A 19,702-nucleotide genomic window follows, 5' to 3' on the forward strand; every position below is an offset into this window, starting at 1 on the left:
ATGCAACCGCAGCCGCATCGGATTCAGGCCTTGCAACTGACGCTTCGTGGTCAGTCAAGCACGAGCGCCGAGTCCTGGCGGGGCCAGTTGCGCGACTGGATCGATAACGACGCATCGAACTGCCTGGCTGCGGTTTGTGATGCCTGGTGTCCGCCTGATGAAGTGCGGCAAATCAAATCGCTGACCCTTTCCGTGCGCATTGATGATTTATCAAAGCTTGCCGAAGCGGTGCAGACCGAGCTGTGGCGTCAGCTGGACAACGCGGTGGATTTATCGGGCTCTGTCGTCGGTGAAGCCAGCACAGACCTTGAGTTTGCTGCGACACGGCGGTCAGTTGAGGCCAATGACCAGCAAATGCTGCTGCATTACTTGCGGCAAGGCGTGCTGCCCTGGCCGATGGCCATGCAGCAGCGGGAGCGTGTGCTGGAACCATTTCAGCAACTATTACGGCGGCAACGAGGCGCGATACTCGCTTCGCTGCAGATTGGCGGTTGGTCTTCCTGGCTCGCGGTGTTGCGCCGAATGCTGCAGCTGACAACAAAACCGGAACAACCGGAAGTGCTGGCGCTTTTGCTGGTTCGTGCTGAGCTGGCGCCGCCAAGTTCCTGGTTGCAGATTGCCGAGCAGAGCGGACAGCTACCAACATTTCACCGATTCTGGATCGCGACCTGGCTCGCTTCGGATTCACTTGCCCGCTATTTGCAATCATTGACCATGCAGCTAACGTTATCTGCAGAAACCTCGAAATCAATACCAACATTGCTGCCGCTCTTTTGCACATTGGTTGAACGCCATGACGCCAAGACGATCGAGAAAGTGTCAGCGCAAGTGAAGTCATTGTTGCCAGATATAGAGTTGCCGGTGCTGCTCCTCGCTGAATCCGGTGTGGCCCGTTCGGTTGAGCCGGATCAGACAGAACCGGTGGTAGAGGAAACATCGGAACAGAGTCGTGGCGTATCGATGTTTCATGCCGGCACGGTGTTGTTGCATCCGTATTTGCCAACTTTGTTTGCCGCTTGCGGCATTTGCCAGAAAGGCGACAAGCGCATCGTGCCAGAGCAGTTACCACGTGCCGCCCAACTGCTGCATTACCTGGCCAGTGGAGAAACCCAAGCCCAGGATTTCGACACACCTTTCTACGCATTATTGCTTGGCGTTTATCCGCGCGCGATTTCGTTGCCTGAGGCTTCGCTTGCCGCGCAAGACTGCGCTGAGGCCGATGCGTTATTGCAGGCCGTGCTGTCGCATTGGACGGCACTGAAACAAACCCGCGTTGAGTCATTGCAACTCAGCTTTTTGCAGCGTCGCGGTGTGCTGATTGACGACGCACAAGGATTGACGCTGCACATCCACAAAGAAGCCTTCGATGTGTTGCTGACCCATCTTCCCTGGTCCATCAATATGGTGAAACTGTCATGGATGCCGAAGCCGCTACTGGTCGTGTGGTAAACCTGCCGGATACCAGCAGCGCGCCGGACGTGCTGCAGGACATGCTATGGCTGGAAGAAGTGCTGCATGCGCGCTTGCAGTTGTATCTGCAAACGGAGCAGGGCGACACGCAGTCACTGGTGATTCCAGCACCGGATTTGGCCAACAGTCGCTCGCCGTATGCCAGCGCCATTCGCGAGGCCGCGTTCACGCTGGGCGAACGTCTGGTCTTTCTGTTGGCCTTGTGCCCGAATGTTTATCCGCAGTTGCTTGATGCGCTTTGGCTGAAAAATCCCAACACTGATCGAGGTTACACCGAATTTGGCGGGCTCAGTTCGGCCCAGCACAGTGGCTTTATTCCGACCGTTGAAACAGCGTTGTTTTTGTTGGCTGGCGATGAGATCGCCACGCGTCTGGCCTGCATGCCGTTTTTCGATGAAGGTGGCTTGCTGCGTCGCGAACAGTGGCTGACGCTCGGCAATCTGCAAGCAGGCGAGCCATTCACCAGTGCCAGCCTTTCCGTGCCGTATGCGACCATCATGCGCGTGCTACAAGGCCATGAACCGGCGCCGCGTTTTGGCAGTGACTTTCCGGCGCGCAAAGTCGATACCGCGCTGGACTGGCAGGATCTGGTGCTGCCGGAACCGACGCTGGAGCAGCTTGAGGAAATCAAGCATTGGCTGATGCATGGCCATACTTTGCTGCACGACTGGCGCATGATTCATCGTTTACGGCCCGGTTATACCGCGCTGTTCGTTGGCCCTTCGGGCACCGGTAAAACGCTGACCGCCTGCTTGCTCGGCAAACATTGCGGGCGTGATGTGTACCGCATCGATCTGAGCATGGTGGTATCGAAATACATCGGTGAAACCGAAAAGAATCTCGCTGCGGTATTTGATGCGGCCGAACACAAAGGCTGGATACTGTTTTTTGACGAAGCCGATGCCTTGTTTGGCAAACGCACCAAGGTTTCCGATGCGCATGATCGCTACGCCAATCAGGAAGTCAGTTTCCTGTTGCAGCGAATCGAGGAGTTCAGCGGTGTCGTCATTCTTGCCTCGAACTTTCGCGAGAATATCGACGAGGCATTCCTGCGTCGCTTTCATTCGGTGGTCAATTTCCCGTTGCCGAAAGCGCATGAGCGATTGCGCCTGTGGCAGGAAGCGATTCCGCCTGAAGTCAGCATTGCTGATGACGTTAACCTTGCGGCATTGGCCGAACGCCATGAGATTACCGGTGGCGTAATCTTGAACGTCATTCGTTTTGCCCTGCTGCGCAGTTTGAGTCGAGATGACAAGATGTTGCGCAAGCACGATGTCGAGCAGGGCGTGCGACGCGAACTGCTGAAGTCCGGTCAGGCGCTATGAGCGCAACGGCAACCAAAACCAAAACCCCGGCCCGGCCGCTGGAAAAACCGCCGGTAGCCACCGTTTCAGCGGCACATACGGTTGCCCAGCGCAGCGCTTTAGGCGCCATTCAGTTCAGCACTTTGCGTGTTTCCTCGCCAAAGGACTCGGCGGAAAAAGAAGCCGACAGCACCGCCAAGAAAGTCATGCGCATGCCGGAAAAATCGGCGCCACAAGAACCAAAAGAAAAACCGGCAGCGGGGCCTGCCGTAGCACGCAAAGCCGGCGCAGCAGTTCAAGAGCGTGAGCCAGCGAAAGCCAATAACGTGGCACGCAAAGTCGGCGCCCCGGTGAAAGAGAAGGAGCCTGCCACTACCGGCAATGTTGCGCGCAAATCCGCGGCGGAAGTGAAGCAGAAAGAGCCAGCCAGTGCGGCCAATGTTGCACGCAAAGAAAAGCCTGAAGTGAAAGAACGAGAATCGGGCAGCCCTGGCAATGTCGCCCGCAAAGCCGCTGAAGTAAAAGAAAAAGAGGCGGCCAGTGCGGTCAAACCGGCGCGCAAGGAAAAGGCCGAGGTAAAAGAACGCGAAGCATCTGGCGCAAAGCCTGTCGCACGAAGCGGTGATGGCGCGCCAAATGTCGGCGCCAATGTGCAATCCGATATCGAGCGGGCGATGGCTTCCGGCAATCCGCTACCGTTGAGTGTTCGGCAGTTCATGGAGCCGCGCTTCAATGCCGATTTCAGCAACGTAAAAATTCATACCGACAATAAATCCGCCAGCCTTTCCCGGCAGTTGAGCGCACAAGCGTTTACCGTTGGCAACCACATTTTTTTCGGCCGCGATCGCTTTCAGCCGGAGCAATCGGAAGGCCGCGAACTCATTGCTCATGAGCTGACTCACACCATTCAACAAGGCGCGGTAACGCAAGCGCGCGGCGTGCAGCGCTCCGCCGAGCCGGAAGTGAAAGAGCGCAGTGAACCGAAAGCGCAGCGGCTCGGCATCAGCGATGCACTCGACTACTTTGCCGACAAGGCTTACAACATTCCGGGTTACCGGATGTTCACGATTGTATTGGGGATAAATCCAATCAACATGAGTCGGGTTGATCGCTCGGCGGCCAATATCATGCGTGCGATTGTCGAATTCATTCCGGGCGGCAACCTGATCACCCGTGCGCTCGATAATCACGGTGTATTCGATAAAGTGGGCAATTGGGTCGAGCAACAGATCCGTAGCCTTGGCATGACTGGCGCGATGATTCGTGATGCGGTCATGGAGTTTCTCGACTCATTGGGTTGGCGAGATATTTTTGATTTGGGCGGTGTCTGGAATCGCGCCAAGCGAATCTTCACCGAACCCATCGACCGCTTGATCAACTTCGCGAAAGGACTAATCAATGGCATCCTGGAGTTTGTCAAAGACGCCATCTTGCGGCCGTTGGCGGAGTTAGCTTCGCAAACCCGTGCCTGGGATTTGCTGATCGCCGTGCTCGGCGTCAATCCGATTACCGGCGACCCGGTGCCGCGCACAGCCGATACCTTGATTGGCGGCTTCATGAAGCTGATTGGCCAGGAAGAGGTGTGGCTCAACATCAAGCGTGGCAACGCCATTGCGCGGGCCTGGGCGTGGTTCCAGGGCGCCTTGTCAGGCGTCATGGGGTTTGTCCGGCAGATTCCCTCGCTGTTCATGCAGACGTTGCGCTCGTTGACCATCGTTGATTTGGTTACCGTGGTCGGCGCGTTCAACAAAGTTCGCGCGGTGTTCGGTGGTTTTGCCGGTCAGTTTATTTCCTGGGCGATGGGCACGGTCATTCAGTTGCTGGAAATTCTGTTTTCGGTCGTGGCACCCGGCGCGATGCCATACATCCGTCGCGCGGCCGGTGCCTTCCAATCCATTTTGCGCAATCCCATCGGTTTCGTTGGCAATTTGGTCAGAGCGGCGCGACTCGGTTTTCAACAGTTTGCCCGCAATATTGGCCGGCACTTACGCAACAGCTTGATTCAGTGGCTGACCGGCGCGATGGCCGGCGCCGGTTTGTACATTCCGCAGGCACTGACCTTCCAGGAAATCATCAAATTCGTGCTGTCAGTAATGGGGCTTACCTGGCAGAACATTCGCCAAAAATTGGTCAGAGCGGTCGGCGAGGCGCCAGTCCGTGCCATGGAAACCGGATTCGAGATCGTCAGAACCTTGGTCACTGAAGGCCCGGCCGCTGCCTGGCAGCAAATTCGCGAAGGCATCAGCAATTTGCAGCAAATGGTCATCGAACAAATTCGTAATTTTGTCGTCGTGCGTGTTGTGCAAGCCGCCATCACCCGTCTGATCACCAGCTTGAATCCTGCAGGTGCCGTCATACAGGCCATCATCGCCATCTACAACACGATCATGTTCTTTATTGAGCGCATGCGGCAGATTGCACAAGTGGCTGGCGCATTCATCAATTCGATTTCCGCAATTGCCAGTGGCGCCATTGGTGCCGCCGCCAATCGTGTTGAGCAAACGATGGCCGGTTTGTTGACATTGGTGATCAGCTTCCTGGCGCGCCTGGTTGGCCTGGGCCGAGTCAGCGATGCGGTAACGAACATTATCAACCGTATCAGAGCGCCGATTGATCGGGCGCTGGATCGTGTAGTCGCGTGGATCGTCAACATGGCGCGAAGATTAGGTCGTTTTGTTGCGCAAGCAGGAGTTCCTCAAGATCCGCAGACGAGGTTGCGTCTCGCGTCCCAGGCCGCGATTACGGCAGTGAGAAATTTCAGCGGGCCAGTTTCCGCAGCTTTGCTGCGACCGGCATTTGCAGCGATAAAAATGAGATATGGATGCGAGTCTCTTGACGCATTTCAGCGTGGAGGTCGTTGGTGGGTCAGGGTGTCAATTAACCCGGTATCAGAAGGAGACAGCGGGCGCGCAACGGGAGATCAATCCGCTGGCGGAGATAGTGATAGCGGCGGTGATGCCGATATGTCACGTGCCCAGTCGGCGTTCAACACCAGGCTTTTCTCAAGGGCGGAACTTGAGGGCGCACTTTCAACCAGTCGCTCGACAGCGTTAAGACGAATCAACTCTTGGAAAGGTGCTGGCCGTTTACATCAGCTGGCATCCACGACGTTTGATCCAGAAACACTTTATTCATTTGATGCTGCCAAAGCCGGACAGCGGGACACCAACCCCAACAATCGCTCCAAGTACGGTTATTCAAATCCGGCAAAATCTTCATCGGTCGGATTACAAGTGCTATCAATCGGATTCCTGGCTGACAGGTCTAGGTCGCCTGCAAATTTGACCAGCGCAACTTACCACCAGACTTACGCGTGGTATCGAAGCGTGACCACCTCAACGATCTTCCAGTATGGCCGCGCGATTCTTGGCCACCGGCCTCCGGGTGCGTCAGGCCACTGGAATCGAATAGGTCATACCCAACCCAGAGATGCCAATACGGCATGGAATCGCTCGCTTGCCGCTTATCATGGCCCTGAGGAGGCGGGGGAATCCTCGGCAACGGGGTCCGCGTCAGAGCGTTACCGTGTGCCGTCAAAAGAGGCTGGCAGTCATGCGTCGTGGTGGTAGCGGTGTTTGTAATTTGCACGAAGGGGCACGTGCCTTTGTTGACAGAAATATGAACCGCAAACAGGTCGCTCCCGCGTAGGCGGGAGTCCAGCTTTTGCAATGAGGATGTCTGGATTCCCGCCTGCGCGGAAATGAAACGGAAATTCTTCGGAAAGGTTTGGTGACGTGGTGTCAGAACAGGCTGTGTCTGAACGGCTTTAAGCCAATCAGGTAGCTTGCAACACCAGTTCCCGTTTCAGTCTTGCATCCAGCAACAGAAACCCGAAAGGCAATACGGACAGCACCACCGCTACCAGCCAAAACAGCACTGACCATTTCTGCTTATGGCTTACCGCCAGTGACATCACCAGATAGGCCAGCCACAACACGCCGTGGGTCATGCCCACCGGCCAGACGATATTGATATCGAAATAATTCCGTAGCGGCAGTGCGATGAACAGCAGCGTTACCAGCGAAAGTCCCTCAATCAGGCTCAGGGCCCGAAACGTCTTCAGGGTATTCATGTAAAACTCGGATGGGAGTCGGCAGGGCCGGCGATTGTATACAAAATGCCCACATCAAAGTATGAAACCAGATGGAAAATTAGCGTACAAACCCATCTCCATAGCCTGTGTGCATACCTGTACCACAAGAGTAGGCTTTGGTTCGCACGGGCAGTACGGAGAAGTAGGCGCCTCGTGAGGTTGAAACCAATGACCGACTCGCCGAAAATAGCGCGAAATTTTCGCCATCAAGAGTCAAACCATGAACGACACCACCGCCCGCCCTGATCTGCCGGACCGCCTTTCCGTCCGCCCGCGCAGCCCGCACCACCGCGCTGACCTGCTCGAATATGACATCGGCATTCGTCTCGATGGTAAAGAGCGTTTCGATGTTGAGGAATACTGCATCAGCGAAGGTTGGATCAAAATCCCTGCTGGCAAAGCCGTTGACCGTCGTGGCGAGCCGTTGCTGGTGACGCTGAAAGGCAAGGTTGAAGCATTCTACAAGTAATGCTTCACATGAAAAAAAGGTGGCATCAAGCCACCTTTTTTATTTCACGCCTGAAAGCCAACAAGTGATAGCGAATGACTTCAAGCTTGAAAGTGGGCCACCCGGTTTCTGCCGCCGCGTTTTGCTTCATACAGGGCCTGGTCGGCGTGATTCAATAGCGAGTCCAATGTTTCATCATTGGTGCGGCGTGTCGCAACACCAATGCTGATGGTCATTTTGATTACATGGCCTTTGTACAGCAGGCTTTGTTCTTGCAGGCTCATCCGCAGACGTTCGGCAATCTCATTGGCTTGAATGATGTCGGTTTCCGGCAACAGCGAGGCAAACTCCTCGCCACCAAGGCGCGCGATTAGATCATGACTACGACTGATCGAGCGTGCGGTGCGCACCACAAAGCGAATGGCTTCATCACCAACATCATGGCCATACTTGTCATTGATTCGTTTAAAGTGATCGATGTCAAACAACAATACAGAAACGGGCTGAGACTTTGCAGCCGTGCGGTTCAGAATAATGGGGGCCAGCTCAAACAGGTGTCGTCGGTTTGCCGCACCCGTTAAATGATCCGTCTGAGCCCGGTAGCGGAATTTGGCGCGCGAACGCACGAGAACGACGGCCAACATGCTGAGACTTATCGCCAGCAGTGAGCTCAGAATCAAATAAATGCGTGTGTTTTTTTGTGCCTGTTCTTGTGAGGCCAGTTGCAGTTGCTGAATTTGTAGCTGAGTCTCCAGCATGGTCTTCTCGAACTGCGCCACGCTGGCATCATGTCGGCTAGCGTATTCCAACGCCGCAGAACGAATAAAGTCTCTACGAGCTTTGGTCTCACTCCGGCTCATGTCCAGTAAGTGCTTTGCCGCGATAACGGGTTGGCGATTATCCAGTGCGACCATCGCTTTGACAAAGTCTTGGCTGCCGCCATCAAGCGAGCCTAACGATGATGATTCATTGACGGTTTTGGCAAACTGGATGGCCTCCTTTTCGTTACCGCCCAGGAGCGCCGCTTTAGCCAACTTCACACGATTCATCGTAATGAAGAATTGCTCTGATGTGGTATTAGCCAATGACTCGGCCCGATGAAAATGGGAGATGGCATTGCTGTAGTTATCTTGCGCGAGCTTTACCAGGCCGGCATTGAGTTCAGCAAAAAATGTGAAGTCTTTGAACTGAGGTGAGTTATTCGCTAGCGCAAACATTTTCTCTACATAGGTTTGCGCTTGATCGAGCTGATTCAACTCGATGGCCACACTAACCAGCGTGTGCAGCATGTTGAACATGTCTTGACGGTCATCCACAGACGCCCATTGTTCGTAGGCTAGCGTCAAGTACTCATGCGCTTTGTCGTAGATTTGATTTTTTCGGTAAAGCAAACCGGTAGCGTTGTAGATCATGCCGATGCGATTGGGAGACAGCTGATTGCTTTTGGCGATCTCCAATGCTTCACGCAGCAAGGACAATCCTTCATTGAACTGCTCCCGCTTATGCGTGAAGCAAAACGCGTACTGCGTATAGGTTTTGGCTTGGGTCTCTGGTTCCCCAGGCAACTGGCGGGCGATGCTGACGGCCAACTGCCTGTCGGGGCAGTAAACGAGCGGGTCATTGGTTTGCAGGTAACGAATATACGAGCGCTCGTTGTAGGCGGTAGCGAGTTCTGTCGTCGGCGGCAGTGCCCGTAATACTTCAACGGCAAGGTCATAGCTGGTAATGGCATTATCCAGTTCACCATTTTCCTCCTGCGCCAAAGCCATTCGCAGCAAAAAGCGACTGTGGTCAATGGCGGGCCAGGCACGTGTCTTGTCCTGATGGGCTGCCAATAAGGGAAGGGGATTGCCTTCAGTTGCGTTTAACTCGGCTTCAAGTGCGGTCCATGAGTCTGCGGCCCAGCAGCGCCCCTTAGTAAGGCAATACTGAATATCAGCAAACAAGGAAGAAAGGTGACGGCTTGGGAGGTGTTCTTCGACAAAGTATTGCCGGAAAGGGCGCTAAGCCTTCGCGCGCAACGAACAAGGCCAGGTACCAGTAAGGAGACGGCGACGACCGTTGTCGACGGTTTTACTTCGCTCAACTCCATGGACCGTCACCCCCGTTCTCGTTATCAGGCCAAATTCTCACATGTTTTGTTTGCGTCGTCACATGAGAATTCGTGACAGTAATTGAGGTACGAAGCAATATAGCGGAACCTGCCTGTTCCTCCCTGACCAGTCTGGTCAACGACGATGAAACAAGAGTTCTGGACGCCAGCAGGCCTGTCGAAACAGGAAGCCTTGCTGGCATTGGCCCACAAACGCCAACAGCAAATCCCTGCGGGTTACCGAGGTATCGGGGACTACCATAGTGGTGCGTACGAATGTGACTATGTGTCGCCTTATACCAAATCAGCCCACAACCTTGATGCGGACATCATGTTTATTCTGCAGGACTGGAGTTCGGATGCGTTTCTGCGTTTGCCGATCAACGAGCAAGTCGTTGAATTAGGATATACCCCTGAGCTGCCCACCAACAAAAATCTCATCGCGCTTTTGAATGCCCATTTCGGAGTTTCACTCTCCGATACCTTTGGCACCAACTTGTTTCCCTTCATCAAACCAGGGAATTTGTCTGCTACCATCCCAGCAAGAGAACTGAAACATGCGGCGCTTGAATACGCGATACCACAGATAATGCTGATTTCTCCAAAGCTGGTGATTTGTTTTGGTGTTTCCGTATATAACGCTATTCGTAGAGGCCTCGGGGTTTCGCCTGTGAGGCGTCTCGCGGACGCGATCGAATCGCCGATGACTATTTCCGGCATAAGAGTGTGGGCGCAATCGCATCCAGGAGGACTCGGGCGCGCTGGAAGAAATCAAGGCGGAGTAGATAGGGTAACTCGTGATTGGTCATTGATGGCAAGGAGTCTCAATGCTTAACTCGTAGAAGGGCGCTCCTTACCGTGAACTGATTTGATGCATTTTTTTTTCAGCGTAAATGGAGAAGCTTGATGTTCTCCGAGACACGAGTTCCAATGGCTTTTCCCTTCATGCACGAGGTGCGGAAAAACTTTTGGCGTGTATTTGTTCCATCATTCTGCATTGCTCACTTCAAATGCAATGCTCGGCTAAATTGAGTAAGCGATGGATTCTACGACGGATTCCGACTTGCTGCGCATTGTGGCCTGGTCAACGTAAAACGTCATGTGGCTCCCTTGTAGCGGAGTCAGAGCTGGTCAAGTTGGTTTAGATATGCAGACAGCTCTTCCAACTCTTTCTGGGTTTGTGGGCCAATCTGTGCCACCTTAGATTCATCGCGCTTTTGAATCGTGTCAATGGCTGACTTCGCTCTGAGAACCGAATGCGGATTCCATGCAGAGGATTCGGTGTGACGCAAGAAATATAAAACGTTGATTCGTCCTTGCGCAGAAAGATCGTCCAGCTTCGGTAGCTCGAGCATCGTCACCGCTTGTTCAACCGCCAACGGCTCGGTCTTGTAGTTAGTCACCAATTGCTGTACGGCGCTGGTGCGCTCACTTTTCGCAACATTATTCATCTTCTCAATCAGGCCTGGAAGCTCGAGCGCTATCCGCGTGTCTATGTCGGCGGCCGCTATGCTTTTTTCGAGCTGCTGTACTTCATTGCCTATGCTGGCAAATGCATCGGCAGAGGGTGCCTTCTCCAGTTCATTTTTGATGCGATCCAAACGTTCCTGGGCTTGCGCAATCCGTTCGTTCAGTGAGCGCAACACAACTGTCTTTTCTTTTTCAGCGATTTCCATTTCGCTGAGCCTGACGGTGTATTGCTCAAGCCTGACTCGATTCTCTTCCAGTTGCTCCTGGCTTCGATAAAGATTCGCCGTGGCATAAAGCAGTGAGCCCACAATAATGACAACGCCCAGAAGAGTAAGCGCCGCAGCGCGGCGAGAAGTGTTTGCCAGTTGAGTGAACTCTTTCTCGTTCATGATTTGCCTCCATCGCTGGCCGATGGAACCAATCGTTTCAGCGCCTCTCCCCACATGAATAACAATCGACCGGCGGTATAAGTAATGAGCCCGGACGAACCGAATAGCATGCTGAGCTCAACGCTACCCGCTTTATCTCGAATGATGAGCGACAGCGCGCTACCAACCAGCATCAACAACGATAATATGGTGGTGCCGAGGTAGACCATACGCTCCGTTCGAAACAGCGCGGTAAGTCGCTCAACCACCTCCATGCGCATTTTTAATTCTTCTGTCATGGTTTTGCATCCCTTTCCCAGAGTAAAGCCCCCTTGGCATTCGGGGTGTTGGATTCCGTTGCCGATATTCCTAATGAGGCGAAACAACCATTTGCTGGCAGTTGTTGTGAGGGATTCTACGATGCGTAGAATGCAATTGAAACATCAAAGGTGCGCTTGCTCATCCGGCGAAGTGATAAGAGCGAGAGTTTTGATAACCTGCCGCACTCAATGAACACGGTTCTCGTCAATTATCAAGTTCACAAACGTTAAACTGCTCGCTGCAATTGAATCCAACGTACTTCGTTTAAGCGCCAATCGCGCTGCCCACCTCTTGATTTTCATAAAGTTCGACGCGGCAACCTGGCAGTGAGGATGGGGGTGATCTTGAGTGCTGCCATGAATGCCGGTTTTGAGATGGCTTCCAGTATCAGGTTAGTATCATTTGCGGTGTAGTTCCAAGTCGCCGTGCAAATAGGTTTTGCATAAAAATTGGTTGATTCAATAAAGCGTAACGCAGTTTGCGTCGAGTAAGTGTTGGTGTTTGCAATAAGTTGAATGATAGCGATGGCTACGCTTTCTCTTATTGCTACATAAATTTTTTTGTCGTAACGCACGATTTAGTCATTCTTGTGCAAAATTTTCTCACTTGACCTTTTGGTGCGTTTGAGTCAATTCTGTCTGTCAGTGTTCAGGTGTTGGTCAATTCTGATTAAAGATCGGATTGCTGATCTGCGGCAGGTTGCATGGAGTGTTGCGCGAAATTTCTGGTCTTTTCAAAAAGGCATTGCTTGCGTACTGATTCACGGTATCGGTGATGCGTCCGGTGAAAGGGGGAGCGAAACCGTCATCATCTTCAGTTTGGTTTCGTCGTTGGTCACTAGGCTGGGGAATTCACATTAACAACCGATGTTTCTTGCCAGGTTATTGATGTACGCACCTGATAAAGCTTGTATCCGTTTGTCGCGGGAGCTTGGCGAACTGAGCTCAGTCATTCATTAACCGTTTGATCTCGCCGCCGTAATCAAAGGCGTATTTAAAAGGACTTAACGCTATGAGCAACACCAAAGATCATTTGCAATCATACCTTTCAAATCCAAAATTCAGTTATGACCTGGTCGTAGGGGTAACGGCAAAATCCGTCAACTCAACGCTGAAAACCATGCTGTCAAAAAACGCTCCGGCGCCGAAAGTGATTTGGTACGGTCAAGCGAATGTTGGCGACCCGGTGCTACCAATGGACCCTATTCCTGGTGTTGATCCCTTTGCTATAGCCTCTGGCGGCACCCCGCCGGAGGCGTTGCTGACGTCACCTTTTGTATTCGCGATTAAAGCTGGTTTTGGATTGCCTCCAGGCGTGATGCCCGGCGACCTACCTGACATTCTGGTGTTGAGCACGGACAGCCAAAAAGTTAAATACAATATGTTCTTCAATACCTTTCAAATCGCAACCCTTGATTGGGGGCGCCGTGGATCGTATGCATGGAGCAATTACACGCAGCCGGACGGCAGCCCTTACATATTTACCTATCAAGTGGATATGAACTTTAACTCGGCAGATCCGAATGATAAGTTCAGCTCGTTACCAGCCGATGTACGCAATCAGTTACTGAATTACAACACCAATACCATGTTTAGTGTTCAGCAACTCTATCTGGATTTGAATAACGCTGGCTTGCAATCAATGCCACAAATCAGTGGTGTACCATCCAACTCTCCTGTGTATGAGAAGCTCCAACTCGACTTTATCAATACCTATTGGCAAACCATTGCGCAAGCCGGTCAGTTCGTGCTGGGTTATGCCGTTCATTCGAACTCTGGCACGCCAATCCGAACCTCCCTGCAACCCACTTCATTGAACTTTATGGTCTCACCATACTTGGATGATGCGGGTGCTATTTCCAATAACAACCAGCTTTACACGCTTAACTATTTGATGGATACCGAAAGCCGACAACTAAACGTTGGTGGACCATTTATCTGGAACTGGGTAACCGAAAGTGAACAAGATACCTATCATGGCGCAATGGCTGTTCGCCGCGAAGTGTTCGCCAACTACTTGAACGCCGCCATTTCGCCGTACTTAGCAAGCATTGCCATTACACCAACGACAACGTATCGGCAATTCAACGCTGGATTTAGTTGGAGTGCCAGTGCCAGTCTCGCCAGAACACCGAATCAGTCATTCACCTATTCACCCACCAATGATTCAAGGGTCGCTAACTACAGTTTCAGTGCTTCCAGTCATCATAGTGATAAATCGGGTCTGATTAGCGGGCACTATAATTTGGACTCGGTCGCCAGTGCGACCATCGATATCGTTGGCAATGAAATCACCATCACGTTATCGGCTTCAATGAGCATTGACTTCAGCAACGGCGACCTGGGTGCCGCCGACGTAGTAGGAACGGTGGGCGGTTATTCCAATACCATAGTGCTTGTGGTCAACGTCCATGATGACGGATCAATAACCGTAACCGACAAAGCCGGTTACCCGACACCCAAAATTCTCCCTGCAAAATTAAGCTCTGGCTTTATGGCCGGTGTGGATGGCGTTAGTGGGCTCACTGACCGGCTGACGGCCAACTACTCTGCGATGACCGAGGCCATGAAGAACTTTGGCACTCAAGTTGAAAACTACCTCAATAACAGCGGGACAAAATGGATCTTTCCCGGTGGACAAACCTTTGCATTCAAGAACGTGGCGTTCTCGGCACATCAAGATTTGGTCGCTCAACTCACTTACGTGGAACCAAGTTAACTGACCGTGACAGCATAAATGGAAGGGAGAACACGATGAGCGATTTAACGACCTATACGGTTTGTTTCAGTGGCACAGCATGTACGCGCGATGAAGGTGAAGTAACTCGGTCGGATAGTGATACGAGAATCTATTCCCAGAAAACCGGGTATATTCCGGTTCGCATTCACAAGGAAATTTCTGGTGCCTTGAATGCGACCAGTCCTAGCGTTAGTGTCCGTGGCGTTGGTGAAAACGATTGGGCTCAACCACGAGATAGCAGTGAGCCATTGCGTTTTAGTGGCCCACTCGATGCGCCATCTGACTTGCTCAAGTATGTAAAAAATTACTCGGGCGGGAATCAAAAGTCACGTGCCTCACAAATTGATGGGTGGGCAGCTACGGCACTGGCCTTACACGGCGCAAATCTCGCTGTCGCAAGTGGTGCGCAGCAATACAATTTTATTGGCCACAGTCGCGGCGCTGTTGAGTGCATTATTGCGGCGTGGTTTATTTACGCCTATGGTCCAAAAAACATTCCGATCAACATATTTGTTATCGATCCTGTCCCTGGACCAGGAACTTGGTACGGCATTTTGACACAGCTTCCGCCTAACGTTAGCCATTACGTTGGCGTCTATGCGTGGGACCAATGTATCCAGCCCGCAGATAAACCTTATATGGCGTTGGTGCCTCGACCAAATGGGCCAATGACCGGCCAATCACCCGACATATCGCTGGGCGGTTCATGGTGGGAATGGTGGCAAGACTCATGGAAAGTGCTGGCCGATAACGCGCAACTAGCCGATCCACTCGCACCAAGCTCCGCAGCACAGCCAGTTGGCTACGAACTCTATGCCTGCCGCGGACGACACAGCACGGTTGCCGGAAATACGACTGTAGATGGGCAATACTCACCCGACGCGGTAAGCGATATCGTTGCTCCCGTTCCAGAGCTCATCTACAAAATGGCGAGAGGCTATCTAACCAAATGGGGAACCAATTTCGCCGTTAAGAGCGGTGTCGAAGAAGACACATTGAGCCTAAGAAAACGCATCAACACCGATCATGCTGCGTTTGACGCGATGGGCGGCGGTGCCACGCGAACAAGTGCCTTGCCTGATCGCCCTTACGTGCGGCGTGTTTCGTCGATATCTGGCGTCAACCCATTTAATAGTTACTACATGGACGATGTAGTTGGTGATCCACCGTACAAAATGGTTTATCCGGTGACCAGTGAGCGAAAGAATGCGGGTTGGGTGAAGTGGAAGTTTCTTTAATCGTAGCGACTACAAAATATCGAGGCATCAAGAGCTAGTCAGTTCGGATGAGTCCAAGCAGTGTTTGCGATTTTGCGGCGCGTAGTGACAACGGTATTGAGGAAGGGATGATGAGTAAGCTCGACGATGTGCAAGCAAGCCTAGGTAACTATTTCAATCATATTAGCGGCCCAAACTACATCAGAATTATGGACACTCCACATGTTTGGGGGTTGCCATTTGGTCAAGAAATTATGCCTCAAGCGCTGGCAAGGCAGGCCGAGTTTGAACGTGCGATAGAAGAGATTATACAAAAGGCGCGTTATCGCTGCGATTTGTCGTCACTGAATAGTCCAGATCCCGACTGGGTAAGAGTGGTTCTTGGTGCGATGGATACCGCATTGACTAATAAGATGGGACGAACAACGCAAACGCAGTTCCGTTTCCTTTTCGGCCAAACACCGATGTCGCCTTTCACTGAGCCAGCCAATTTTACCGATTTTAAAGCGGCACTCGTTCGATTAATTCGGTTACGGTCATCGTATTGGGAAACGATGCCCGAAATATGGATGGGACGATTCTATCGCCTCGAAGCTGGCATCCTGTCCGCGCTAAAGTCGCGGGTATTCGGCGACAGTGCAATTTCCAGTGATGATACCAAAATGACCTGGAATCACTCGAAAATCATCTCGGTTGATGGCACCGAAGCTCTAGTCGGTGGGCACAATCTGAATATGGATTTGTTCCGCAGCTATCCGCCCGTTCACGATGTCTCTGTTGTGGTGCATGGTGCGGCTGCCTATAGTGCGCAACTGTACCTCAACAGAATGTGGGACTGTGGCATAGATCTGTTCACTAAAGAAAAGTTAAATACCAGAACACTCAACTGGGAGAACGGCGATAGCAATCGTTCGTTACCCGCTGACCCGCTGCAGCAGCCAACCGTCACCGCGTATATGAAAGCACGTCAAGATGCGCTGGTGGCAATGCATCGCTCTGGAGTTCAGCCTGCGGCACCTGATGAGCAACCCGCTATTCCACCACGTGAAGTACCACAAGACATTCGCTCGCAAGATCTGCAAACCCTTGAGGACTTGAAGCTGGAAGTTTTCCAGGAACGCATTATCTACAATCAATACGATCAATTTGATCGCTACAAGATGTCAACAGCGATGCTGGCCGTAGGCAAGTATTGGACCGGGCCGAATATAGAGACAGACTATCAAAAGGGCTCGGAGATAATGAAGGAAACGCTGATAAAAAGCGCGAAACGTATGATCCGAATGTCTCAGATGGACTTGATCAGCGCGTGGAAGAAAAATTGGTCGGATCACGTGGTTTGCCAATGGCTAATGCAGGCATTGCTCGCCAATGTCGCGCTCAAGGTTCAGGTTGTGGTGTCGCCGCTGGATGCTGGCGCTGGCGCTGAAGGCGATCAGTACTCTTTTGGATCCGGTGCTAGCCGGACATACGAACTGATCAAATACTATATGACGCATGATGTAAATACGGATGCGAAACTAACGGACAAACTTGCCGAGCGCGCCGATGCATTAAGTCGACTCAGTATTGCGCCTTTCTTTTACACGGATGCCGTAAGAGATGACCAAAGCCTCGAAGGCGAAACGTATAAATGGCCAAATCTTTCGAAAGAAGGCTATACCGCCACGCTGAAGCAACCTTCCTTGGAAAGTAAACCTCCCCGCAAAGGCGTGATTGGTAGTGCAGCATTATCTGTGTTGAGTGCAAGTGGTTACATTTATAACAAAGTGCCATCCGCCCCGGGCAATCACGCCAAAATCATGATTATCGATGATGAGATATACGTGGTTGGCTCGGACAATCTCTATCCTGGCTCGTTATCCGAGTTCAATTACTTGATCGAAGGTGACGAGGCGGTAAATGATTTGCTGACATCGTACTGGCAGCCACTGTGGCAGTATTCTCGTCCGCATGTGTACGGGCCCAAACGCCCTGAAGCAGCTTATGAGTCGAATCTCTCCAATCCAGCGTATCTTTACGATCTGGTGGTTGGCACAACCGCAACGGCCATTAACAGCACATTAAAGCAATTCCTTTCCAAACATGCCTCAGATCCAATTGAAATTTGGTACGGACAAGAAGACGCTGGGTCGCCGATAGTACCAATGGCACCCATTCCCGGAGTCGACCCATTTGCCATCGCCTCTGACGGCACACCACCCTCTGCTTTGCTTGATTCAACGTTTGTTTTTGCGATTAAAGCCCAATTTGGACTGCCTGAAGGGGTAATGCCCGATGTGTTACCCGATATAGTGGTGTTGGGTACCGACAGCCAAAAAGTCACCTACAACATGTTCTTTAACACCTTCCAAATCGCTACGCTTGATTGGGGACGAGGCGGGGCTTACGCCTGGCGTAATTACTCACAGCCAACAGATAGCCCCTATATTTTCACGTATCAAGTCGATATGAATTTCAATGCTGCTGACCCCGATAGCAAATTCAGCTCATTGCCAGCGAATGTACGAGACATGCTGTTACAGTACAACACCAGCACAATGTTTAGCGTGCAGCAGCTCTATTTGGACTTGAACAACGCCGGCCTGCAAACCATGCCGCAGATAAGCGGTGTGCCATCCAACTCGCCGGTTTACATGAAGTTGCAAAAGGATTTTGTGCTCAAATATTGGCAATCGATTGCACAGTCCGGCCAGTTTGTTTTGGGGTATGCGGTTCATGCCAATGCTGGCACACCGAGCCGTACTTCTATGCAACCCACTTCGCTCAATTTTATGGTTTCACCACATTATGACGATACGGGCGCCATTTCAAAAAATCATCAGCTTTATACCCTGAATTACTTAATGGAAACCGAGAACCGAAAACTGACGGTTGGCGGTGCGTTCAGCTGGAACTGGATCAATGACAATGAACAGAATACCTATCATGGTGCCATGGCCGTGCGCCGCGAAGTGTTTGCCAACTTCCTGATTGCGGCCATATCGCCCTACTTGGCCAGCATCGCCATTACCCCAACAACAACGTATCGGCAATCTAATGCCGGCTTTACCTGGAGTGCGAGCTATAGTCTAGCCAGAACGCCCAATCAAACGTTCAGCTATGTATCTACACCGGGCTCAAGAGTTGCCGATTACGGTTTCAATGCTTCCAGCCATCATAGTGATACGTCTGGATTGATTAGTGGGCACTACAATTTGGATTCAGCAGCCAGTGCATCGATAGACATCGCTGGCAATGAAATAACCATCACGTTATCCGCATCAATGAACATTGATTTCAGCAACGGCGATCTGGGCGCTGCCGATATCAGTGGCTTGGTGGGAGGGTACTCAAACACCATTGTCCTGCTCGTTACGGTCAATGACGATGGCTCAATCAGCGTGGCGGATAAACCGGGTTACCCCACGCCCAAAGCCATTCCTGCAAATTTAAGCTCCGGCTTTATGGCAGGCGTAGACGGCGTAAGTGGACTCGCCGACTCGTTAACATCCAATTACACCACCATGACCGAGTACATGAAGACCTTTGCTGCTCAAGTTGAAAATTATCTCAATAACAGCGGTACCAAATGGATCTTCCCTGGTGGTCAAACTTTTGCTTTCAAAAAAGTAGGATTCTCAGGTAATCAAGATTTGGTGGCACATCTTGTTTACGTTGAGCCTCAGTAACGATTTAGGCGCGGTAATCCGGGCGATTTTCTTGGAAAGACGTAATGATGAAAGGCTCGAAGAGGCTTTTCTTTATTTGTTCATCAAACCGAGTTTTCCGCTGGATCAGGAGAATTTGGGAGAGTATTTGTGTTCGGACCTTGGAAGAATAGCCGATAACCTGGTAAGGGGATTACCGCGCCGAGCGCCGAAACCCAGCTTACTGCATTACGACGAACTCCATTCTACCGCGTTGTGTAGAATGTCAAATGTAAGGCCCGACCCTGCGCGGTTAATTGCTCAGCCAATCAATGTTCCCGGCATCATAGGCGGTCGCAATTTGTTCCGCATTTTCGGAGAAAAAATTCCTCAAAGCATTTACTGATTCTTCGCTGTTAAACGGCATACTTCTTCTTTATCCCAAGTTCATTCGGTCCTTCATCGGCAGCCTCAATGACTCCGACTCCATCGAACCGCTCTCATTGATCTATAAGGTTAACACTCGTACGATTGCGTTTTGCGAATCGTGT

General features: G+C 51.8%; 14 protein-coding genes. 9 read left to right on the forward strand and 5 right to left on the reverse strand.

Going from position 1 to position 19,702, the window contains the following annotated elements:
- Genes E2H98_RS15670 through E2H98_RS15680 form a run of 3 tightly spaced genes read left to right on the forward strand, consistent with a single transcriptional unit; the run spans position 1 to position 6,343 of the window.
- Positions 1-1,449 (forward strand): contractile injection system tape measure protein, encoded by a 1,449-nt coding sequence (locus E2H98_RS15670; RefSeq protein ID WP_133590518.1) that lies wholly within the window; start codon positions 1-3, stop codon positions 1,447-1,449.
- The gene (locus E2H98_RS15675) at positions 1,416-2,795 is read left to right on the forward strand and encodes an ATP-binding protein (protein ID WP_133590520.1); all 1,380 of its coding nucleotides are present in this window, start codon (positions 1,416-1,418) and stop codon (positions 2,793-2,795) included. The genes E2H98_RS15670 and E2H98_RS15675 overlap by 34 nt, the downstream gene beginning before the upstream one ends.
- Positions 2,792-6,343, forward strand: coding sequence for an eCIS core domain-containing protein (locus tag E2H98_RS15680; RefSeq protein ID WP_198325146.1), 3,552 nt, complete (start codon positions 2,792-2,794; stop codon positions 6,341-6,343). Before E2H98_RS15675 ends, E2H98_RS15680 begins: the two co-directional genes overlap by 4 nt.
- A gap of 206 nt (positions 6,344-6,549) precedes the next feature.
- On the opposite strand, the gene E2H98_RS15685 is transcribed toward E2H98_RS15680, so the two are convergent.
- Positions 6,550-6,846, reverse strand: coding sequence for a DUF3817 domain-containing protein (locus tag E2H98_RS15685; protein WP_198325147.1), 297 nt, complete (start codon positions 6,844-6,846; stop codon positions 6,550-6,552).
- A 241-nt stretch (positions 6,847-7,087) separates the two neighbouring features.
- On the opposite strand from E2H98_RS15685, the gene E2H98_RS15690 reads away from it, so the two are divergent.
- Positions 7,088-7,336: a DUF3297 family protein gene (locus tag E2H98_RS15690; RefSeq protein WP_133590522.1), complete on the forward strand. Its 249-nt coding sequence runs from the start codon at positions 7,088-7,090 to the stop codon at positions 7,334-7,336.
- Between the two features lie 80 nt (positions 7,337-7,416).
- On the opposite strand, the gene E2H98_RS15695 is transcribed toward E2H98_RS15690, so the two are convergent.
- Positions 7,417-9,261, reverse strand: a complete 1,845-nt coding sequence (locus tag E2H98_RS15695) for a tetratricopeptide repeat-containing diguanylate cyclase (protein ID WP_133590524.1) — start codon at positions 9,259-9,261, stop codon at positions 7,417-7,419.
- Between the two features lie 291 nt (positions 9,262-9,552).
- Here E2H98_RS15695 and E2H98_RS15700 point away from each other — a divergent pair, with 291 nt between their 5' ends.
- The gene (locus tag E2H98_RS15700; RefSeq protein ID WP_133590526.1) at positions 9,553-10,242 is read left to right on the forward strand and encodes a uracil-DNA glycosylase family protein; all 690 of its coding nucleotides are present in this window, start codon (positions 9,553-9,555) and stop codon (positions 10,240-10,242) included.
- 286 nt (positions 10,243-10,528) lie between these two features.
- Here the strand turns inward: E2H98_RS15700 and E2H98_RS15705 are convergent, their stop codons facing one another.
- The 3 genes from E2H98_RS15705 to E2H98_RS15715 all read right to left on the reverse strand — a co-directional run bounded on the left by E2H98_RS15705 (position 10,529) and on the right by E2H98_RS15715 (position 12,140).
- Entirely contained in the window at positions 10,529-11,266 is a 738-nt protein-coding gene (locus E2H98_RS15705; RefSeq protein WP_133590528.1) for a hypothetical protein, read from the reverse strand.
- Positions 11,263-11,544: a hypothetical protein gene (locus E2H98_RS15710; protein ID WP_133590530.1), complete on the reverse strand. Its 282-nt coding sequence runs from the start codon at positions 11,542-11,544 to the stop codon at positions 11,263-11,265. The genes E2H98_RS15705 and E2H98_RS15710 overlap by 4 nt, the downstream gene beginning before the upstream one ends.
- Positions 11,545-11,864: 320 nt before the next feature.
- On the reverse strand, positions 11,865-12,140 hold the full coding sequence (locus tag E2H98_RS15715; protein ID WP_133590532.1) for a hypothetical protein: 276 nt from the start codon (positions 12,138-12,140) through the stop codon (positions 11,865-11,867).
- 437 nt (positions 12,141-12,577) lie between these two features.
- Here E2H98_RS15715 and E2H98_RS15720 point away from each other — a divergent pair, with 437 nt between their 5' ends.
- From E2H98_RS15720 to E2H98_RS15735, 4 genes are read left to right on the forward strand one after another with little or no spacing between them, the layout of a single operon-like run.
- Positions 12,578-14,284, forward strand: a complete 1,707-nt coding sequence (locus tag E2H98_RS15720; protein WP_133590534.1) for a hypothetical protein — start codon at positions 12,578-12,580, stop codon at positions 14,282-14,284.
- Positions 14,285-14,319: 35 nt separating this feature from the next.
- Positions 14,320-15,543, forward strand: a complete 1,224-nt coding sequence (locus tag E2H98_RS15725) for a Tat pathway signal protein (RefSeq protein WP_133590536.1) — start codon at positions 14,320-14,322, stop codon at positions 15,541-15,543.
- Positions 15,544-15,590: 47 nt separating this feature from the next.
- Positions 15,591-19,193 carry a phospholipase D-like domain-containing protein gene (locus E2H98_RS19220; protein ID WP_198325148.1) on the forward strand — a complete coding sequence of 1,201 codons (3,603 nt, stop codon included), beginning with the start codon at positions 15,591-15,593 and terminating at the stop codon, positions 19,191-19,193.
- Entirely contained in the window at positions 19,171-19,557 is a 387-nt protein-coding gene (locus E2H98_RS15735) for a hypothetical protein (RefSeq protein ID WP_133590538.1), read from the forward strand. The genes E2H98_RS19220 and E2H98_RS15735 overlap by 23 nt, the downstream gene beginning before the upstream one ends.
- The last annotated feature ends 145 nt before the right edge of the window (positions 19,558-19,702 follow it).

The organism is Permianibacter aggregans, assembly GCF_009756665.1.
GTDB classification, from domain to species: Bacteria; Pseudomonadota; Gammaproteobacteria; order Enterobacterales; family Permianibacteraceae; genus Permianibacter; species Permianibacter aggregans.